Source organism: Mammaliicoccus sp. L-M44 (assembly GCF_022386355.1).
Classification (GTDB): Bacteria; Bacillota; Bacilli; order Staphylococcales; family Staphylococcaceae; genus Mammaliicoccus; species Mammaliicoccus sciuri_A.
The window spans coordinates 1-20,924 of record NZ_JAJNIU010000033.1; the positions used below are offsets into that span (position 1 = coordinate 1).

Genomic DNA, 20,924 nt, shown 5'->3' on the forward strand with positions numbered 1-20,924 from the left:
CAAAATTAAAAGGCTTATCTCCCAAAAATTACAGGAGACAAACCTTTGAAATAATATACTAATTAAGGTTTAGATTTTTGGGTTCAGTACATCTCTTGGCTTTATTCAGACATTAAGCCGCGACTCGTGGGTTTACTCCGCCTTTAACTCACGTCTTCCACTATCTTCCGCTTCCAATCCCGCTCATTTTCACAATCCCCCTTAATTCAAACAGTCACCACAAAAAATACCGACAAAATCTTTTCTAGACTTTGTCGGTACTACTAAAATCTTCATATATTAAATCCCTGATATATCTTACTATTAAAATTCTTCTTCAAATGGTGCTTGTATATCTTTCAACACTTTAACAGAGTTATCGAATAATGATTTTTCTTCTTCATCTAATGGCATTTCGATAACTTCTCTAATGCCTGATCTGTTTATAAGTGCTGGTACGCCTATATACACGCCTTCATGTCCGTACTCGCCTTCTAAATATGCAGACACTGTTAGCACCACATCTTGGTTGTTCAAAATAGCTTTTGTAATACGCATTAACCCCATTGCTACTCCGTAATAAGTTGCGCCTTTTGCTTCTATAATTTCATATGCTGCATCTCGAGTTTGTACAAATATTTCTTCTACTCTATGTTTACGTGATTCGTCTTTTTCAATAATACTTCTTAATGGTTTACCCGCTATATTGGCATGAGACCATACTGGTAATTCTGAATCACCATGTTCACCAATAATGTTTGCATGTACACTTTGTGGTGCGACATCGAATTCTTCACTTAATAAATATCTAAATCTTGCTGTATCTAATATAGTACCTGATCCGATTACACGTTCTTTTGGTAAACCAGAGAATTTCATAGTTGCATAAGTTAATACATCTACTGGGTTAGTGGCAATTAAGAATATACCATCAAATCCTGATTCCATTATTTCAGTAACGATTGATTTGAAAATTTTCATATTTTTTGCTACTAAATCTAGTCTTGTTTCACCTGGTTTTTGTGCTGCACCTGCACAAATAACTACTAAGTCTGCATCATGACAATCTTTATAGTCACCTGATTTAACTTTAATTGGTGATGGTCCGTATACTGTACCATGATTTAAATCCATGACATCCCCGATTACTTTCTTTTTATCTAAGTCTATGATGACAAATTCATCACAAATACCTTGGTTTATCATTGAAAATGCATAACTTGAACCTACTGCACCATTACCTACTAATACGACTTTTTTACCTTTGAATTGTTTCATTATAATCGCTCCTCAATTTATATTTATAAAATTATTGTTAAAATAAATGTCCATACACAGATGAATATTAAGAATCCGACACTATATTTCAAAGTCATTTTAAGCAATTCAGACTCTTTACCAACTTCTCTAACAGCAGCTGTTGCAATTGCGATAGATTGTGGTGAGATTAATTTAGCTGCTACACCACCTGCTGTATTTGCTGCAACTAGCAATGGTCCGCTTGTACCAATTTGACTTGCTACTGACGCTTGAATTGGTGCAAACAATGTGTTGTTATTAACGACTGAACCAGTCATGAATACACCTATCCAACCTAATACTGGAGATAGTATTGGGAAGATGTTACCAGCTTTTGCAATACCTTGACCCATTGCAGCTGTTAGTCCGCCGTAAGTTGTGATTTTAGCAATAGCTAAAATAAAGCAGATTGTCAAAATTGGTAACCACAATTCTTTAATTGTTACGCCTAGTAAATTGAATGCGTCACTAAACTTAAAGTGTTTCGAAATTAATATTGTGATCACTACTGAGATTAATATTGCAGTACCAGTTGCGCTAAAGATATCGATTTTTAATGTGATCAGTTTATTAGTAATTTCATTAAATGTACCTGGAATACTTATATTCCATACTAATGAAGAAAGTAAACCACCTTCAGCAAATAAAGCTTTGAAAAATGGTGCACTCCATATCATGACGAAAATTGTTAAAATATAGAATGGACTCCATGCATACATAATGGTTTTAACAGAATGTTTCTTTGTTTCCAATACTTCTTGATCTGAAATTCTGAAAATATTTTTTGGTTGATAATATTTTGAGAAAATTGCTAATGCAACCATAGATAATAATGGTGGAATAATATCAGCCAATTCTGGACCTTGGAAATACGTAATCAATATTTGTAATCCTGTATAAGTTGTACTTACAACAAGAATCATCGGTAAAATTTCTTTCACACCTTTGAATCCATCCAATATCATGACAAGTAAAAATGGAATAAAGAAGTTCAAGATTGGAAGTGTAAGTGTTGAAATCTGTGATACTTCAAGCGCTGAAATATTACCGTGAAGACCTAAACTATCTATAATACCAACTGGAATACCAATCGCACCAAAAGCGCCCGCTGCTCCGTTAGCAATTAAACAAAGCATTGCTGCTTGTAAAGGTTTAAAACCAATTTGAATTAACAATACACTACATATTGCGATAGGAACACCAAACCCAGCAGCACCTTCTAAAAATGCATTAAAACTAAAACCTATTAATAATAATTGGATACGTTGGTCTTGAGAAATACCTGAAATACTATCTTGAATGATACTAAATTGTCCTGTACCAATTGAAACTTTGTATAACCATACTGCCATTACGACGATATACCCTATTGGAAGAATACCTTGAAAGAATCCTTCTGTTATAGCTCCAGTCGCTACAGTATGTGGTAATTCGAAGATAAATGATGCAATGACTAAAGTTACAATAAGTGTTGTAATAGATGCATAAATACCTTTCATTTTAAAAACTGTTAAACATAATAGAAATAATATAATCGGTATACTAGCAACAACTGCTGATAGTGTAACGTTGTCTAATGGATTTATATTATTTAGTAGCACAATGAACAACTTCTTTCTTATTTTATTTTTCAAGATGCGCATCTTTAACATTTGTGATGTTTTTCACAATATAAATATAGCACCTCAATTCCCTGAGGTCAATAGGTTTGACGCACATTTTGTGAAAAAAATCACGAATTATTTTTGACTCGTTTTTTGATATTTATTGAATCCTTTGCCCCATCTAAATGGTTGCGTTTTCATTATTTCTCATATTTTTTAAAATTTTTTATAATAAAAAACAAGATCCTGAAATATTTTTCTAGGATCTTGTTCAATTCACTTCTATATTATTCAGTTAAACTTTGAGTATTTACAAAATGTCTATACTTATCATGAGATGCTAATAATTCTTGATGGGTACCTACGCCTGTGATTTCACCTTTATCTAAAAATACAATTTGATTCGCTTTTTTTATCGTAGCAAGTCTATGAGCAATCACAATAGTTGTACGATCTTTCATTAATTCATTCAACGCTTGTTGAATGTAGAATTCACTTTCACTATCTAAATTAGCTGTCGCTTCATCTAGTAGTAGAATATCTGGATTCTTAATGAAACTTCGTGCGATATCTATTCGTTGTCTTTGACCGCCAGATAATTTGGTACCTCTTTCACCGATTTCTGTATCAAACCCTTGTGGAAACGCCATTATAAAATCATAACAGCGTGCCATCTTCGTATAATGTACGAGTTTTTCTTCATCTACTTCTGAATAGACACCATATGTTAAATTATCTCGAATCGTCCCTGACATCATCGCATTAGATTGCATAACATATCCAATTTTCTGTCGCCAATATTTTAAAGATATATCATCTATTGGTTGGTTCCCATATAATATTTGGCCATGATCAATTGGATAAAGTCTTTCAATTAAACTGAACAGCGTACTTTTTCCTGAACCTGAAGGACCAACAAATGCTGTCACTTCTCCAGAACGGATGGATAAAGATAAATCTTTAATGACAGGATTGTCTTCATATCCAAAAGAAACATTTTCAAATGTAATATCTTGATGATTCGTAATCGGTTGATTATGATCATCGCCTCTTTTTTCCGCTTCTTCTTGATAAATCTCATAGATACGTTCACTTGCGCCGACAGCTTTCTTATAATCCGTTAAAAACATAGAAAAATTCAAAATTGGAGCAGATAATTGTACAACATAGAATATCATTGCAACTAATGTCCCTGCAGTAATCGCACCACTCGAAACTCTAATACCACCAAATCCAAGTATGACAGCTACGGTTAACGTCATAATAACGCCTGAAAGTGGAGAAATGATTGCTCTAATTTTAGCTTCTTTTAATCCAAGATCATATATACCTAATAAAGTACCTTTCGTTTTTTCCAGTTCTTTTTCTTCTGACGCCGTCACTTTTACTAATTTCATTTCTGTAAGTACTCTTCCTAATATACCGCTGAACCTAGAAATCTCAGTTTGTGTGTCTTTTGAGATTTTACCCATTTTTCGTCCTAAAGGTACCATTATCCCGATAAATATAGGTAAGATTAGAAATGTCATGAGCGTCATTTGCCAATCTAAAATAAATAACATCACAATCGAACCAATAAGTGTTAACAATGATGGCAATACACTTGGTGCTTTTTCAGAGATAAATAAATTAATCACATTTGTATCATCTGTAATTCTACTCATCAATTGTCCACTTTCGTTTTTATCAAAGAAACTCATTTTTAAATTGATTAAATGCTTCCATAACTTTTCTCTAATTGAATAAATTGTTTTTTCACCAATCTTGCTTAGTAAATATGTCCCGATACCGCTCAAGACTGCATTTACTAAAAATACACCTATAAATAGCCAAACCATTCTTAAATCTAAACTTTCTGCATTAAATGTATCTACTAATTTCCCAGTAAATAATGGTACGAGCAAACCACTAAGACTACCTAAAATTGAAAGTGTCATAGCCGTAAACACTAATTTTTTAGGCCAGTCTACCTTTTTTAGTAAATAAAGCAGAGGATTTTGTTTTGTCATTTTAATAACCTCTTCACTAAAATTAATGATATAGTTATATTTTACAGCATTGAGATTATACATACCAAATTTAAAATATGTTCACAAAAAATTAACGTTCATTTGTTATCTTATTGTAGGGTAGTTAATTAATATATGTTAGAATGATATAGTTAATTTTAAAAATAAATAAAGAGGTCTTATTCATGAAAAAAAGTCTATTATTATTTTTTGCATTACTTTTATTGAGCATACCAGTAACTCAAAGTGCTTATGCAGCGGATAAACCGAAATCACCAACACAAGTAGCCAATGAAGATGGATACTCACTCGGTGAAATCTATGAACCCGAAGGCGCTATTAACTATAGTTCTGATACTGGTCAAATTTTGTATGAATATAAAATAGATGCTAAATGGTATCCAGCTAGTATGTCTAAATTAATGACATTATATTTAACTGAAAAAGCAATCAATAGTGGCAAACTTGATAAAAATGCTAAAGTTAAAATGACAAACGAAGAATATCGTTTATCTACATTACCAGAATTAAGTAATACAAAATTGTATCCAGGAGATGTTTATACAATCTCTGAACTCATGCAAATTACCGTTTCTAACTCTTCAAATGCAGGTGCGATGATTCTAGGAAGAGAAACGATGAAAGCTGAGAACTTAGCTTCTGCTAAAAAGATAGATAAAAAAGATAAAGACTCCAATAAAAATACAGCATCTAAACAACAAAAAAAGGATTTAGATTCTGACTTTGTTGACTACATGAATGAAACAGCTAAGAAATTAGGTATGGAACATACGAAATTCTACAATGCTAATGGTGCTTCTAATAATTTATTACTAGAATATAAAGCTAAACGTTATCAATCAGATGAAGATAACTATACAACAGCTAGAGATTTTGCCATTTTAACGCAACATCTTGTAAAACAGTATCCTGACATTTTAGAATACACTAAAAAAGTTGCCCCTACTGTTCACTACGTTACATATTATACGTATAATCATTCACTTGAAGGTGCAGATATGTCACTTAAAGGTACTGATGGTCTGAAAACGGGTTCTAGTGACACTGCCGACTATAACCACAGTCTTTCTACTAAAAGAGATGGATTAAGAATTAACCAAGTTCTTTTAGGTGCAGGAGATTACAACAGTGTTGGTGGAGAGAAAGAACGTAATATGATGGGTAATAGCTTGATGGAAAAATCATTCAAAGAATATGAATGGAAAAAAGTATTATCTAAAGGTACTCAAAAAATTAATGGCAAAAAATACTACGTTACAGAGGACTTATATGATGTCGTTCGTAAAGGCGTAGATTATAAAGTCGTACTTAAAGATGGACGTGCAAGCATTGATTATAACCGTTCTTATATCAATGATAGCTATGGTCCACCGTCTGTAAAAGTAGAAACGCCAAGTAAACATAAATTTAACGAAACAAAGAAAAAAGTAACAAGTACTGATAATAGACCTATTATTATGACAGCGTCAATCTTACTTATTGCTGGAATCATTCTTTTATTAACTTGGTTAATCAAGCGTAAGAAAAAATAATAACGGATATTAAGTCTTAAGTCCGACAACAAAAACGTCACTTTAGTGTAGAATAGTCTTAAACTATTCAATACGAGGTGACGTTTTTTTGATTCAATTTTTACCGAATTTTCTATCAGAACCAATTAATTTATCCTTAACAATGATAACGATCATCGCGCTTATATATGTATTTGTTCATCATAGAAGACAACAGCCCATTTTAAGTTTAATTGATATCATTTTAGGTTATTTTCCAATACTCATTCATGAGATGGGTCATGTTATAGCAAATAAACTATCAGGTGGTAAGCCTAAAGACCTCGTAGTTGTTTGGCGTCGTAAAGAGCGCATGGAAACCGGTAGACAAGGTTACGCCGTTACTGGTTCCAAATCACGTTTAAATCAATTTATAACGACTTTATTCGGTTATATCATGCCGCCGATTATGTTGATTTTAGGTGTATGGCTTAAATATCACACATTCGGACCAATTTTCTTAATCATTCTTCTGATCATGTTTTTATTCTATGTCATATTAACATCTAAGAAATTTATCCCAAGTATCATTCTCGTCGTTATTGCAGTAGCTTTATACGAAGTACTATCTGCACCGAATATACATGACTTTGGACAAATCATTACGTATATTTATCACATCAGTTTAGGAACATTATTAGGTGAAGTCGCACAATCGAGTATTACAATATTCCTATTAACATTCTCACGTTCAAGACAAGAATGGGATGGTAGTCAGTTAAGACAACTCACTAAAATTCCAACTATCTTCTTTAGTGTTATATGGATAGCGATTAATGTATATGCTGTTATGTATACTTTTAATATTTTATGGCCGTAGATATTGGAACTTTTAATATGGAGTCCCGTTATTTTAATCCATTAACAAAAAAACCAGCAGAAATTCATTCGCTTGAATTTCTGCTGGTTTTTATTTATTTATTAAGCTGTTTTTATACCAAACAAATATGATGCATTTGTTTCACTTATCATAATTGTTTTATCTTTTAGTTTAAGTTCTATGAGTTGGTTTAAGCTATCTTTATTGCTAATTGTTACTACATCGCCAATATGCAATTCTTGATTACTTAAATAATCTAAGAGATTCACGTAATCCATTACACGTTTAATTTCAACGTCATCTCCAATTTCAAACTCATTTAATGATGTGTTATAAATTTCCTCTATTTGATTCTCTCTTGGAATAATACCACCATGCGGACAAGTTGTTGGGTAACCCATTAACTTATCTATCTTATCTATAAAACGGTCAGACACACGATGTTCTAATATTTCTGCCTCTTCGTGAACTTCATCCCAAGTATATTCAAGTTCTTCTATTAAGAATCGCTCTATGAGTCTATGTCTTTTAATAATATTAGTTGTATGATCTAAACCCTTTTGAGTTAATTTCACACCTTTATATGGACGAATATCTACGTAATCATCCTTTTTCAAACGTAACATCATTTCACTAACTGATGAAGGTTTAATATTTAAATCTTGCGCTAAATTCTTATTGGATACGTAATCTGTTGTGCCATTTAATCCAAAAATCGCTTTTAAGTAGTCTTCTTGTTCTTCAGTCAACATCTACTCTGACCTCACTTTTATTATCATATATTTATTGTACCACGATTTATTTTTACAGGCTATCTCTTGACTTTAGATAATTTTCTAATATAATCGAATTAAAGTTTAGGTTAGCCTAAACTTATTTTTAGAAAAGGTGATAACATGTTGCAGGTAAAAAATTTAAATTTATATTTAGGACAACAGCACATATTGCATGATATTAATTTAACCATTGAATCTACAGGTGAATTAATTGGCATTATGGGACCGAATGGTGCAGGAAAATCTTCATTCATTAAATCGATTTTGGGTGAATTTAAGGCATCAGGAGAAGTTTATTGGCATGATAAACCGATAAACCAACAGTTGAAACAATTAACGTATATTCCTCAAAGAAATCAATTAGATTTAGATTTCCCTATCACTGTTCAAGATAGTTTATTAACAGGCTATTATGCTACATCAGGTTGGTTTAGGCCATTAATAAAAGAAGCTTATCAAAAAAGGGATCAATTAATGTCAGAGTTACAACTAACTGAATTAAAAGATAAGACATTAAATCAATTAAGTGGTGGTCAATTACAACGTGTTCTTTTAGCAAAGTCTTTAATGAAAGACAGTGATTTATTATGTCTCGATGAACCATTTGTCGGTATTGATTTTAAAAGTGAAGAAATCATGATAAACATGCTTAGAAGATTAAAGTCAGAAGGAAAACTCATCATAATTGTTCATCATGATATTCAAAAAGCCAAACTATATTTCGATAGAATCATCCTCCTCAATCGAACTATTAAATTTTTTGGCACGGCATCTGAAGCATTAACAGAACACAATATTAAAGAAGTATTTCTAAAGGAAGGCGTTACACCATGATTAATGAATTTATCTCATCCCTAATACAATATAATTTCTTAAGTCGAGCGCTGATTACTGCTATTGTAGTTGGTGTTGTCTGTGGCATTGTAGGTAGCCTCATCATACTAAGAGGTTTGTCTTTAATGGGTGATGCTATGAGCCACGCTGTACTGCCTGGTGTTGCAATAAGTTACGTATTGAACATTCCGATGTTTATAGGTGCACTCATTACCGGTATGTTAACGAGCTTTTTGATTGGTTACATTGCCCAACACTCAAAAACTAAAAATGACGCAGCTATCGGTATTATCTTTACTGCATTCTTTTCCCTTGGAATTATTATCATAAGTCAAATTAACTCCTCTACTGATTTATATCATATTTTATTTGGGAACATACTAGCAGTAACTTCAAGTGCATTTTATACAACGAGCATAGTCAGTATAATTGTTATCGCTTGTGTCATATTATTTTACAAACCCTTGCATTTATCAACGTTTGACCCTATTGCAGCTAGAATGAGCGGTTTAAATGTAAAAGTCATTCATTATTTTGTCATGATGCTATTAGCGCTTGTAACAGTTGCTAGTTTACAAACAGTGGGCATTATACTTGTCGTTGCACTACTTATTACACCGAGTTCAGCTGCATTTTTAATCACAAAATCATTAAAATCAATGATGATTGTCGCAAGTGTTATCAGTGCAATATGTGCGGCCTGTGGCATGTATATAAGTTACCTTTATAACTTACCAAGTGGCGCGTGTATCGTATTAGTCTGCTGCTTAGTGTACATGATTACATTCACCATACATAAAATGAAATTAAAATTTGCTTAGGAGGTTAAACATGAAGAAATTATTTATGCCATTACTCGCTATCATTATTTTATTAAGTGCTTGTAATGCAACATCATCTAATGAAGACAAACATTTAAAAATTGTAACAACAAATTCAATATTAGCGGATATGACTAAAGAAGTGACAAAGTCTGATGCAAAAGTTACAAGCATCGTCCCTATCGGTCAAGACCCTCACGAATATGAAATTAAACCAAAAGACGTCAAAGCATTAACAGATGCAGATGTCATTATATATAATGGTTTTAACCTTGAAAGTGGAAATGGTTGGTTTGAAAAAGCATTAGAACAAGCAGGTAAAAAAGTCTCAGACAAAAATGTTATTCAAGCAACTGAAGACGTTACACCTATTTATTTAAAAGGTGGAGAAGGCAATAAAAATAAAATCGATCCACACGCTTGGTTAAGCATTGAAAATGGTATAAAATACGTCAATACAATTGAAAAACACTTAAGTGATATAGATAAAGATCACAGTAAACAATTTAAAGACAATGCTGAAAAATACACGAATAAACTAGATAAACTACATCATAAAATGATGACAGCATTCAATGATATTCCTGAAGATAAACGTGCTTTTATAACAAGTGAAGGGGCATTTAAATACTTCGCTAAAAGCTATCATATAACACCAGGATATATTTGGGAGATTAATACAGAAAAACAAGGTATACCAGATCAAATGAAGCAAGCCATTAAATTTGTGAAAGACCATGATCTAAAATCATTAGTCGTCGAAACAAGTGTTGATAAGAAAAGTATGCAAACATTAGCAGAAGAAACAAGCCTCAACATTAAAGATGAAGTATTCACAGATTCAATCGGTAAAAAAGATTCTAAAGGTAACTCATATTACAATATGATGGAACACAATGCAGAAGCTATTCATAATAGTATGAAATAATGAAAAAAGAGGCCGAGATTTAATCATCTCGGCCTCTTCTTTGTGTATATAACTTCCATTATCTCGAATTCTGGTAATTAGAACGCTGTAACTTCCATTATTCTGAATTGTGGTAGTTAGAATGCTGTAACTATCATTATTCCGAATTCTGGTAATTAGAACTCGTATCCTTAGAGACATTTCTCAGAATTCTGTCCCTAACGACACCCATAACATACACTTCTCAAATAAATTCTATTATTTTAATGTTGGATCATCTTTTTTCATGACTTGCTTATATTTACTAAATGTTTCTTTATCATTTTTAGAAAATGCCTCGTTCATCATTTGTCTTTTTTCGGCTCTTCTTCTTCTGTCTTTCTTTGTTTCTTTACGATCATACCTGAAGTTTAATGAAGTACCTTTTTTAGTAAATTCTTTCATATACATATATGATCCTGAATTATAAGCTGCTCTAATAATCATATGTCCTGCTACTGGAGATGTTAAATATAAGAACAGTATTGTTAATAATGTTCGGACACTAAAGTATTCTTGTGTCACTAAGAAATATATAAACACACCTGTCAAAGTAAGCAACACAGATAATGTAGAACTTTTAGTAGCGGCATGACTTCGAAGAAATGTATCTCTAAAGCGTACAATTCCTATCGCACTGATGAGCGCTGCTATTGAACCTAACAATATTGATAAAGCGGCAATTAAACTAACGATCTCGCTTAGATTCAAAGACACGACCCCCTTCTATGAAACGTGAAATACCTACTGTACTCAAGAAAGAAAGTATTGCGATAATCAAACTCGCTTCTAAATAACTGAATGTATCATAAATAATGCTTAATACCCCTACTACGGAAACTAAAATCGCACCGATTGCATCAAAAGCAATGACTCTATCCGCAGTAGTTGGACCTATGATCGTTCTGAGAAGTACGACAACAATGGAAATACCATATATAACAAGCGCTGTTTTGATAATTGCTAATATGATAAATGACATTATTTAAGCACCTCCCAGATTAGTTTTTCATATTTCTTAATTTGCTTCGTTAAAATTTCTTTTTCTTTATCTGAAATATCAATTGCATGTATAAAGAATCTCCTACCATCAGGTGAAAGTCTAAGCACAACAGAACCTGGTGTAAGCATAATAAGCAATGTTAACAATGTAATCGCCCAATCTTGTTTTAACGTTGTTTCATATGTTACAAGACCTGGATTAACTTTGTTTGTTTTAAATAAAATATAATTGATTGTTGTCATACTTGAAGTCACAAGTTGATAGTTATAAACACAAATAAACTTGAAGATTACCCAAACTTTTTTCAAGTAGAAGACATGTCCAAAGAATCTATGCATTAAATAAACAATAACGATACCAATGAGATATCCACCTACAAAGGTAGATAAATGAAATTTATCTTCATCTTGGAATAACGTCCATAAGAAGGCGATTAAAATATTTAATAACAACTGTGCCATTATTACTTCGCCTCCACTTCTACGTTTGGAATAATTTCTTTAATATATGACTGTTCATGTATGTTAAATTGTGCTGCTAATTCTGAAATATTCAATACATATTGTGATGCAATACCTAATACGATAGTAGCTACTGTTAATATGATCATCGCGTATAATTTATGTTTAGAAAGTGGAACCCTTTCAACTTTAGGAATATCGTTTCTACCGAAGTACATCACTAAGAATATTCTTAGTAAACTGTACATGGCGATGACACTTGTAATTACCATCACGATGACACCAATTGTATAACCATTATCTAAAGCACCTTTAATAATTAATAATTTCCCAGGAAATCCACTAAATGGTGGTACACCACCGATTGATAATATCGTGATAAAGAATATAATCCCTAAACTAGGATAATATTTAATTAATCCACCAAACTGATCATAATATCTCGTGCCTGATAATAATACGAAAGTACCTATGATTAAGAATAATAATGTTTTAATAATCATATCATGACTGACATAGAATATTGCCCCTGTAATACCATCACTATTATTTGCACTTAAACCGAGGACAGCAAATCCTATTGATAAAATAACTTGGTAAGCTGCAATCTTTTTAATATCTTTAAATCCTAATACACCGATACTGCCGATGATCATTGTGATGATAGCCATAATATATAATAGGAAATGTGTAACTTCTGGCTTTTCATCGAACATCAACACCATAACTCTTATCAATGCATAGACACCGACTTTAGTCATAAGGCTGGCAAACAATGCCGCTAATTCAGTGTTTAAAGCTGCATATGCTTTCGGCAACCACATAAACATTACTAAGGCTGCTTTACCACCAAAGACGAAAATCATAATAACTGCTACTAAAGTAACGGTCGTTGGTTGATTACTTTCAGTTATACGCATTGCGATGTGTCCAAAGTTCAACGTGCCTAACGTTCCATATAAGTATGCTACACCCATTAAGAAGAACCAAGAACTGACAACATTAATAACAACATAAATAACACTCGCTCTTAGTTGTTCGATAGATTGTCCAAGTGTTAATAATACAAATGATGCTAATAACATAATTTCAAACATAACGTATAAATTGAAGATATCTGCCGTTAAGAAACTTCCGTTAACACCTGTTAATAAAAATAGTATAAAAGATGGTAAGAAATATCTATTTGCTACTCTTTCTCGTTTACCAAAACCAAAATATATAATAACTGTTACAACAAAACAAGAAACAGATGTAAATAGAAGTGCTAATTCATCTCCGACAAACTGTATACCATATGGTGGTTGCCAATCTCCAAAGTTAATAACAAGTACTTTATTAAGACTAACTTCTATAAGTAGCCATACCGAGATGATTGTTGTAATTGATAAACTCGTTACCGCGATACGTCTTGTTAAAGCTAAACGTTCTTTAAAGAAGAACAATATTAATCCAGTAATTAAAGGTACGAGTAATGGTACTAATATTAAATTATTCATCTACATCTTCATCCTCACCGCGTAACGCCTCTATTCTATTTACTTTCGTCAACTTAAATGTTCTATATATAAGTACGAGTAAAAATGCTGTAACAGCAAAACCAATTACAATAGCTGTTAAGATCAATGCTTGAGGTAAAGGATCGACATAATCTTTACCTTCTCCATTAATAAGTGGAACATTCTTTCCACCAAACTCGCTCATGGATAAAATCATTAAGTTTGCTACGTGTGTATAAATTGCTGTACCAATAACAATTCGAATTAAGTTCTTAGACAAAATCATATATGTTCCTACAAATGTGAGTACGCCTATTATAATAACCAGTATTAAATTCAACTGTTATCACCACTTATCGCAAGCATGATTGTTACAACTGCCCCTACTACAGTAAGTAGTATGCCGAGCTCAAAAAGTGTAACGCTTGATAAATGAATCTCACCTAACAACGGCCATGTCATATAGCCATCCTCATGTGTTAACATCGGATGTCCAAAGAACATTGGAATAATACCTGTACCAATTGAAATGAGACATCCAATAATCGTAACTGCTCTAAAGTCTAATGGCATTGATTGAACGACTGTTTCCACATCAAAAGCTAAAAACATTAAGATAAAGGCTGAGCTAAAGACGAGTCCACCAATAAACCCACCACCTGGGTTATCGTGACCAGCAAGAAAAATATAAAATCCAAACGTCAATATTATGAATATAGCAATTTTGGATATCGTTTCTAATACAACATCATTTTCTTTCATTTGGCTCATCCTTTCTTATCTTAAATTCAACTAATGTAAATATACCTAATCCTGCAATTAATATAACGATTCCTTCAAGCATTGTATCTAACGCTCTAAAGTCTCCTAGAATACCGTTAACGATATTTTTAACACCTGCTAATTCGTATGCATTATCATAGTAGAATGAAATTTTGTCGAACAGGCTATCTTGTTGCATCATAATGACAAAGACCACAACAAATACTGCCATTAATAAAGCAATTGTTAATTTCACAATTTCACTGATAACGTTTGGTGTATCTTTCTGAACGTTTGGTAAATGATAGAACACTAATAAGAATAATACTGTCGTAATCGTTTCTATAACAAGTTGCGTTAAAGCTAAATCAGGTGCTTTCATAAATATGAATACGACCGCGATCGAATACCCGATGACACCATTTAAAATCGTCATTGTCATTCTTTCTCGTATAAACATTAACGCTGTTGCAGTAATCACTATATTAATTAATATAATGATTTCAAATGTTGTCGCTTCAGTAATATGGTAATAAGCAATATCATAAATACCGACTTGATAAATACCATATCCCATAATGACAAAGAAGATTACATAAATAATGTGTAAATATTGATTCAGTTTATTATTCATAATACCTTGAATTGAAAACGTACTGATACGATCTAATGCATCCATACCTTTTGTATATAGCGTATTGATTTCTAAGTTTTTAGAAATCTTACTATAAATAACATCCCATTTTGGCACGAGTATAAGAAGTGTCCCAATAATGTATATGCCAAGTGTTAAGAATAATTCTACTGTAAATCCGTGCCACGCTTTAATATGTGGTAAATGAGCCATAATCTCGCTATCGTGGAATATATCTCTTAATGCTGGACCAATTAAATATTCTCCTAATACATTCGGTACAAAGAAAATGATTGGAACAAACAATACAATAATCATTGGTGAGATTAATAACCCGCCGCCATCATGACGTGGTACTTTCGGTAATTGTTCTTTTTTAAGCTTACCGAAAAATGGTTCTTTAATGAGTTTAATACAATATACAAATGTAAATATACTGCCGACAAACCCAGCTAATATCATTACGGTAGACATCGTTTGATTAAAGATATCTGTGTGTCCTGTTTCTACTAAACTCGTAAAGAATTTCTCTTTACTTAAGAAACCATTAAATAACGGAATACCTGCCATAGATAGTGCACTGATTGTCATGACAACTGCTGTTATTGGCATGATTGTTCTTAATCCACCAAGCTTTTTAACATCTCTTGTTCCTGTTTCATGATCGATAATACCGACACCCATAAATAGAACACTTTTAAAAATCGCATGGTTAATTAAATGGAATAATGCTGCAAATAAACTCGCTAAAAAGATTTCGTTATCTGCTTTAAAATTACTATTTAATGCTAATAGCCCTAAACCGATCATCGTCATAATCATACCGAGCTGACTGATTGTTGAATAGGCAAGCATTGCTTTTAAATCTTTCTTATTAACTGCAAAGAATGAACCTACTAATAATGTCACTAAACCGATAGTAACAACTGTATAAACGACCCATGTACTTTGACCGATAATTGGTGTAAATCTTAATAATAAATATAATCCTGCTTTAACCATTGTTGCTGAATGTAAATAAGCACTGACAGGTGTTGGTGCTTCCATTGCATCTGGCAACCAAATATGAAATGGAAATTGTGCAGATTTCGTAAATGCTCCGAGTAAGATTAAAATGACTGCAAGTACAAACCATGGTGATTCATAAATTTTATCAATCATACCGACTTGTTCAGTAATTGTATTCGTACCCGTAATGCTGTATAGCAAAATCAATCCAACTAACATTGCCATACCGCCAAACACTGTAATTAAAAATGATTTCAAAGCACCGTCTTGACTCTTTCTACGTTGATACCAATATGAAATGAGCAAGAATGAAGAAATACTTGTTAACTCCCAAAATGTATATAACAATATCGTATTATTTGAAAGTACGACACCTAACATTGCTAACATAAACATTAACAAATACGTATAAAATCTTGGAAGATTCTCTTTTTCATGGGAAAGATAATAAATGGCATATAAGAAGACACCTGCACCGATTAATGAAATAAGTAGTGCAAAAATTAAAGATAAACCATCTAAACGTAAATCTAAATTAACATCTACAAGTGGAATCCACTCTTGGAAATAAGTAATACTTTGGCCAGCATATATCGTCTTAATTTGACTTAAGAAATATATGGAACTTAGAACTGGCGCAATTAAACTTAGCCATCCAGCAAATCGGCTAAACTTTGTATTCATCGTCATGAGCACGATCGACATCACAACGATAATCATTAAAAACAGCCATATTAAAGCCATACATTGACCCCTTTCTCTCTATATATTAAGTTCAATTGTCGTTTCTTTTTTTATTGTCGTGACATCAATGAATTTTAAAGTTTCTATTAACGATTGATGTCCGAGGTATTTTTGAATAATCGAAACAGATACCCCTGATTTGAAGGCATGATATGCAAAAGTCTTCCTTAACGAGTACAACCCGATATTCTTCAACCCTACTTCTTCAGCTGCAACATGTATAATTCGATAAGCTTGTTGTCTTGATAATTGTTTTTTTGTTTTGATGGACATAAACACAAAGTCATCTCTTTTTAATCCTTCTTCATAAATAAAAGTGGATAAACTCGATCTCAAATGTAACGGTATAACAACTTTAATTAAATCCTGTTCGTTATTTATCCAATCTTGCTTTATATCATTGTCCTCATCAAATAAATCTTGGACCGTTAAATTAAGTAGCTGGTTTACTTTCATACCCGTATGAATAGCTAAGCTAAACAATAAATAGTCTCGTTCACTATGTGATTTCAATACTTCATACATTGCTCTAATGTCATCTTTATTCTTAATTGGAGATACTTGTTGCATAAATTTGGTCCATCCTTCCTAATTAAGGTACATATTAATAATAATATATATTTGAGTAACATGAAAGTAATTTATACATTTTTTTGTCGTTTTTACATACTTATTTCGATATATAAAGTGAAAGGAGGTTTTACTTATGGAAACAGTTAAAGACATCAACATTATTTTATTGCATCAGTATTTAGATGAAGCTTCTAAAGTAAAAACTGTTCAACGTAAATTTAATGCAATTAATTTAAACGTTACACCCGAACAAGTTAAAACTTTTAAAGGCATTATCGAAACATTAAGTGACGAGAAATTTAAAGATGCATATATCGTCAAAACAATACAGATAGAAAATTAGTACTATCTAAAAAGATTTAGGAGGTGAAAATATGAAAAGAGTATTAGAATTAACATTTAAAACTTCTTTAGAGAAGACATTTACATTACAAATTCAAAATCCAAAAGCAGACTTATCAAGCGATATCGTAGAAGATGCGATGAATAAAATTATGAAGCTTAACTTATTTAACTTAAATAAAGGTGAGCTTGTATCAATCCATTCCGCACAATATATCGAGCGCAGCACACGACAATTGATTAAATAAGTATTCTATAGCTACAGAAAAGGCAAGGACATAAATTTTGTCCTTGCCTTTTTTCTTATATATCTTTAACGAGTGTTTCGTATTTTTCTTTATGTTCTGCATCCATAAAGTAGTAAACTTTTCTTTCGTCGAGATTACTTCTATATTTATCGATTAAACCTTTTCTATATAATTTTGCTAAGTTTGTACCTATATTAGAAGGTCTTGTTTTTAATTCTAAAAGCTTTCCACTTAGAATTTCTTTGATTGTAATTTCTTTTGCAGTGTATATTTCTTCTAAAATAATGAAATCAACGAGTGATAATTTCTTTTCATTTTTTAAAGTTGTCACTTTATTCTCATAGTCGATCATTTGTTGAATGGTTTTGTTGAATGTTTCTATCAAGTAAAGCCCTCCCAATTTAATTTTTCCCGATTTTTAATAGTTCACAATACACAAATTTCATTAATTATTATTTTAACGCGTTTTAAATTCATATTTTGATTAAATCGATTAACATATTTGATTTATTATGAAGTATCTTCTCCATTTTATTAAATTAGGTAACATTTACATACTATTTTTGATATCATATTGTTAAATAAAGAAATATATTGACAGATTTTGATGTTTTATTCCATAATTTGTCTTTATTGAGAGGTGATTATTTGTACAACTATAAGATTTCACTACATAAAGAAAGTATCATTAACCCGAAACTACTCGGCTATGGTGCTTTATGTTTTGTTTTAGAAGGTCATACAGAGGTTACATTAAATCATACGACTTATGAATTTAATGTCGGTGACCTATTCTATCTTCAAGATAACGATAATTATTTACCAATCATTAATAATGGATTGGTCGCTATACTTCATATCAGTTATGCGATGATGGAAAATTTAAGTGGAGAAGAAGCATTTGTCTTTAGGATTCCACGTACGACGAAGACTAATGAATTAGATAGATATAAACATGAAATTAAAGACTTATTTATTAGAGCAATTCTTGCAAACTTAACAAACGTTAAAATTAGATGCAGTAATTATGTTGTTGAGATTTATAAAATTATGTTTGAACGTTTTCAAGTGGATACTAAAAATTATGGTCATATTGAAATAGAACTCAGCAGTCTTATTTATAAAGTAAAACAATATATTGATCAAAATTATCACGAAAGATTATCACTTAATAGTGTCGCGAGTCATTTTTATATTTCTCCTGAACATTTATCTAGAGAATTCTCTAAACAAATGGGAACAACATTTATTCAATATTTAAAGGAAACAAGACTTTTTCAAGCGACGTACGCATTACTGTTCACGCAGTTTAAAACAGAACAAATCGCAAATAGTCATGGTTTTTCTAGTTATCATAACTTTAATAGACAATTTAAAGAACAATTTCATGTAACACCTAATCAATACCGTCTTCAATATAGACATCATAAAAAAGATAAAGAAAATGAAGTAATTTCTAAAGAGGAAAAAGCTTCATTGATTTCAAAATTACAAAAATTGATGCATAATAAATCGTTTGTTCATGAATATAAAAGGATGGCATTTAGTGATGTACCTTTTAAGACCCTCTCAGCAAATCATAAGACATATTTACATGTCGGTGGTGTTTATGATTTCTATACGCCTTTTCTTGGTGAAATTTTAGAAAATGTAGAGAAAATGACGGATACACCTATTATTGTTATTCATTGTTCAATGAAGACTTTCTTTAGTGAAGAACATCAAAATCATTATAAACAAAATTTAGCTTTTTGTTTAAGTATGTTTTCAGATACGAGAATCATACCAGCCATAAAAATATATGATATTGATTATGACGACGACAACTTTAAAAACAACTGGCATGAATTAATAGATGCCATTTACAATTATTTTTATAACAAGAATGGAGAAATCTACTTTGATGTAGATTATAGTGATATCTATCATGTTAAAAAGCAAATTAGAGAAACAAAGATGAAATTACCTGATATACATATTGGAATAAATGCGCCAAATCCATTTATGCATTTATATGAAGAATTAGAGATTGATTTTTCACAATATGAAGATATTGATGCTTTTGCATTAAGTTATAACTTTAACGACTTGTATAACTTAGATGAAATCAACAATTATGATATCGCAGACATTACAAAGCAACATACGAAACAACTTATTCAAAATATGGCTTATTTAAAGTCAAAAAATAAACATGTTATCCCAATGGAATGGAATATATTAAACGGTGATACGTATACCAGTAAAAGCTTTTATTTTAATGCGTCCATTATGTTAAAGCATTTAATGAGTATTACAAATTACATATCTGGTATAGGATTTTGGTTAATGGAAGAATCCTCTGCTAAATATTCATCCATTGAACAGCCTTTATCTTTATATTTAAAATATCACTGTAAAAGTCCAACGAATTATTTATTATCTATACTAAGTCATTTTAACGGTCATGAATTTTATGAAGGTCCAAACTATATTAAATTTGAAATTCATAATAAAATATTCTATTTATTATTTAACTATGAACTGTATCATCCACATGATATCAACTATCAAAATAATATCGGAATTATCTTATCTTATCGAGACATCCCATTCGATAAATTCAGAGTTACGAAAATTACTTTCGACCAAGACAATGGAAATATCTTTAAAGCGATTAGAAAGTTAGATCATACTCATGGTAATTTGGACTTCTTAAATACAGTATTATTAGATAGATATTGTTCGCCAGATATAGAAATGGCAGATTATAACACAAATAAAATTGATGAAACTTATTTCTTAAAAACGAACGCTGTCCAATTATTGATTGTACAAAATAGAGGATAGAAACACATAGTCAAACAAACTGATTAAAAATCCATAAAAAAACCTTGGGCATCGTTTTGCACTAACCCCATGATGTGGGAGTAAAATAAAAACACTTTCGTTGAATTCATATTAAAATGAATTTATACGGAGGTGTTTTTTCTATGAAAAGAGTGGCATATT

General features: G+C 31.5%; 21 protein-coding genes. 8 read left to right on the top strand and 13 right to left on the bottom strand.

What is annotated here, in order from left to right; translation table 11 throughout:
* Positions 1-303: 303 nt before the first annotated feature.
* The 3 genes from LQ611_RS12930 to LQ611_RS12940 all read right to left on the bottom strand — a co-directional run bounded on the left by LQ611_RS12930 (position 304) and on the right by LQ611_RS12940 (position 4,891).
* Entirely contained in the window at positions 304-1,257 is a 954-nt protein-coding gene (locus LQ611_RS12930; RefSeq protein WP_025905986.1) for an L-lactate dehydrogenase, read from the bottom strand.
* Positions 1,258-1,280: 23 nt separating this feature from the next.
* Positions 1,281-2,879, bottom strand: coding sequence for an L-lactate permease (locus LQ611_RS12935; RefSeq protein WP_025905987.1), 1,599 nt, complete (start codon positions 2,877-2,879; stop codon positions 1,281-1,283).
* A gap of 290 nt (positions 2,880-3,169) precedes the next feature.
* On the bottom strand, positions 3,170-4,891 hold the full coding sequence (locus LQ611_RS12940) for an ABC transporter ATP-binding protein (RefSeq protein WP_025905989.1): 1,722 nt from the start codon (positions 4,889-4,891) through the stop codon (positions 3,170-3,172).
* A 185-nt stretch (positions 4,892-5,076) separates the two neighbouring features.
* On the opposite strand from LQ611_RS12940, the gene pbp4 reads away from it, so the two are divergent.
* On the top strand, positions 5,077-6,444 hold the full coding sequence (gene pbp4, locus LQ611_RS12945) for a penicillin-binding protein PBP4 (protein WP_107565904.1): 1,368 nt from the start codon (positions 5,077-5,079) through the stop codon (positions 6,442-6,444).
* An 88-nt stretch (positions 6,445-6,532) separates the two neighbouring features.
* Positions 6,533-7,282 carry a M50 family metallopeptidase gene (locus LQ611_RS12950; protein WP_051539267.1) on the top strand — a complete coding sequence of 250 codons (750 nt, stop codon included), beginning with the start codon at positions 6,533-6,535 and terminating at the stop codon, positions 7,280-7,282.
* Between the two features lie 101 nt (positions 7,283-7,383).
* Here the strand turns inward: LQ611_RS12950 and LQ611_RS12955 are convergent, their stop codons facing one another.
* The gene (locus LQ611_RS12955; protein ID WP_025905995.1) at positions 7,384-8,034 is read right to left on the bottom strand and encodes a metal-dependent transcriptional regulator; all 651 of its coding nucleotides are present in this window, start codon (positions 8,032-8,034) and stop codon (positions 7,384-7,386) included.
* A 144-nt stretch (positions 8,035-8,178) separates the two neighbouring features.
* Here LQ611_RS12955 and LQ611_RS12960 point away from each other — a divergent pair, with 144 nt between their 5' ends.
* From LQ611_RS12960 to mntC, 3 genes are read left to right on the top strand one after another with little or no spacing between them, the layout of a single operon-like run.
* A complete protein-coding gene (locus LQ611_RS12960) occupies positions 8,179-8,892 on the top strand; it encodes a metal ABC transporter ATP-binding protein (RefSeq protein WP_107565902.1) in 714 nt (237 codons plus the stop codon).
* Positions 8,889-9,713 (top strand): metal ABC transporter permease, encoded by an 825-nt coding sequence (locus LQ611_RS12965; protein ID WP_103361294.1) that lies wholly within the window; start codon positions 8,889-8,891, stop codon positions 9,711-9,713. Before LQ611_RS12960 ends, LQ611_RS12965 begins: the two co-directional genes overlap by 4 nt.
* 10 nt (positions 9,714-9,723) lie before the next feature.
* On the top strand, positions 9,724-10,641 hold the full coding sequence (gene mntC, locus LQ611_RS12970) for a manganese ABC transporter substrate-binding lipoprotein MntC (protein ID WP_107572988.1): 918 nt from the start codon (positions 9,724-9,726) through the stop codon (positions 10,639-10,641).
* A gap of 237 nt (positions 10,642-10,878) precedes the next feature.
* Here the strand turns inward: mntC and LQ611_RS12975 are convergent, their stop codons facing one another.
* The 8 genes from LQ611_RS12975 to LQ611_RS13010 are packed head-to-tail and all read right to left on the bottom strand — an operon-like array spanning position 10,879 to position 17,340.
* The gene (locus LQ611_RS12975; RefSeq protein WP_025906003.1) at positions 10,879-11,370 is read right to left on the bottom strand and encodes a Na+/H+ antiporter subunit G; all 492 of its coding nucleotides are present in this window, start codon (positions 11,368-11,370) and stop codon (positions 10,879-10,881) included.
* Positions 11,348-11,641, bottom strand: a complete 294-nt coding sequence (locus tag LQ611_RS12980; protein WP_049320936.1) for a monovalent cation/H+ antiporter complex subunit F — start codon at positions 11,639-11,641, stop codon at positions 11,348-11,350. The genes LQ611_RS12975 and LQ611_RS12980 overlap by 23 nt, the downstream gene beginning before the upstream one ends.
* The gene (locus tag LQ611_RS12985) at positions 11,641-12,123 is read right to left on the bottom strand and encodes a Na+/H+ antiporter subunit E (RefSeq protein ID WP_025906008.1); all 483 of its coding nucleotides are present in this window, start codon (positions 12,121-12,123) and stop codon (positions 11,641-11,643) included. Before LQ611_RS12985 ends, LQ611_RS12980 begins: the two co-directional genes overlap by 1 nt.
* Before the next feature lie 2 nt (positions 12,124-12,125).
* Complete coding sequence (locus LQ611_RS12990; protein ID WP_025906010.1) at positions 12,126-13,622, bottom strand: Na+/H+ antiporter subunit D; 1,497 nt, start codon at positions 13,620-13,622, stop codon at positions 12,126-12,128.
* Entirely contained in the window at positions 13,615-13,962 is a 348-nt protein-coding gene (locus tag LQ611_RS12995) for a Na(+)/H(+) antiporter subunit C (protein ID WP_025906012.1), read from the bottom strand. Before LQ611_RS12995 ends, LQ611_RS12990 begins: the two co-directional genes overlap by 8 nt.
* Positions 13,959-14,384 (bottom strand): monovalent cation/H+ antiporter subunit B, encoded by a 426-nt coding sequence (locus LQ611_RS13000; RefSeq protein ID WP_025906014.1) that lies wholly within the window; start codon positions 14,382-14,384, stop codon positions 13,959-13,961. Before LQ611_RS13000 ends, LQ611_RS12995 begins: the two co-directional genes overlap by 4 nt.
* On the bottom strand, positions 14,371-16,770 hold the full coding sequence (locus LQ611_RS13005; protein ID WP_107572989.1) for a DUF4040 family protein: 2,400 nt from the start codon (positions 16,768-16,770) through the stop codon (positions 14,371-14,373). The genes LQ611_RS13000 and LQ611_RS13005 overlap by 14 nt, the downstream gene beginning before the upstream one ends.
* Positions 16,771-16,788: 18 nt before the next feature.
* A complete protein-coding gene (locus LQ611_RS13010; protein ID WP_107565897.1) occupies positions 16,789-17,340 on the bottom strand; it encodes a tyrosine-type recombinase/integrase in 552 nt (183 codons plus the stop codon).
* Positions 17,341-17,476: 136 nt separating this feature from the next.
* Here LQ611_RS13010 and LQ611_RS13015 point away from each other — a divergent pair, with 136 nt between their 5' ends.
* Together LQ611_RS13015 and LQ611_RS13020 are read left to right on the top strand one after the other, a co-directional pair.
* Positions 17,477-17,686 (top strand): DUF1659 domain-containing protein, encoded by a 210-nt coding sequence (locus LQ611_RS13015; protein WP_025906021.1) that lies wholly within the window; start codon positions 17,477-17,479, stop codon positions 17,684-17,686.
* A gap of 31 nt (positions 17,687-17,717) precedes the next feature.
* A complete protein-coding gene (locus LQ611_RS13020; RefSeq protein WP_025906022.1) occupies positions 17,718-17,933 on the top strand; it encodes a DUF2922 domain-containing protein in 216 nt (71 codons plus the stop codon).
* A 55-nt stretch (positions 17,934-17,988) separates the two neighbouring features.
* Here LQ611_RS13020 and LQ611_RS13025 read toward each other — a convergent pair whose 3' ends face one another.
* The gene (locus LQ611_RS13025) at positions 17,989-18,318 is read right to left on the bottom strand and encodes a MarR family transcriptional regulator (protein ID WP_025906024.1); all 330 of its coding nucleotides are present in this window, start codon (positions 18,316-18,318) and stop codon (positions 17,989-17,991) included.
* A 263-nt stretch (positions 18,319-18,581) separates the two neighbouring features.
* On the opposite strand from LQ611_RS13025, the gene LQ611_RS13030 reads away from it, so the two are divergent.
* Positions 18,582-20,762, top strand: coding sequence for an AraC family transcriptional regulator (locus LQ611_RS13030; RefSeq protein WP_025906026.1), 2,181 nt, complete (start codon positions 18,582-18,584; stop codon positions 20,760-20,762).
* The last annotated feature ends 162 nt before the right edge of the window (positions 20,763-20,924 follow it).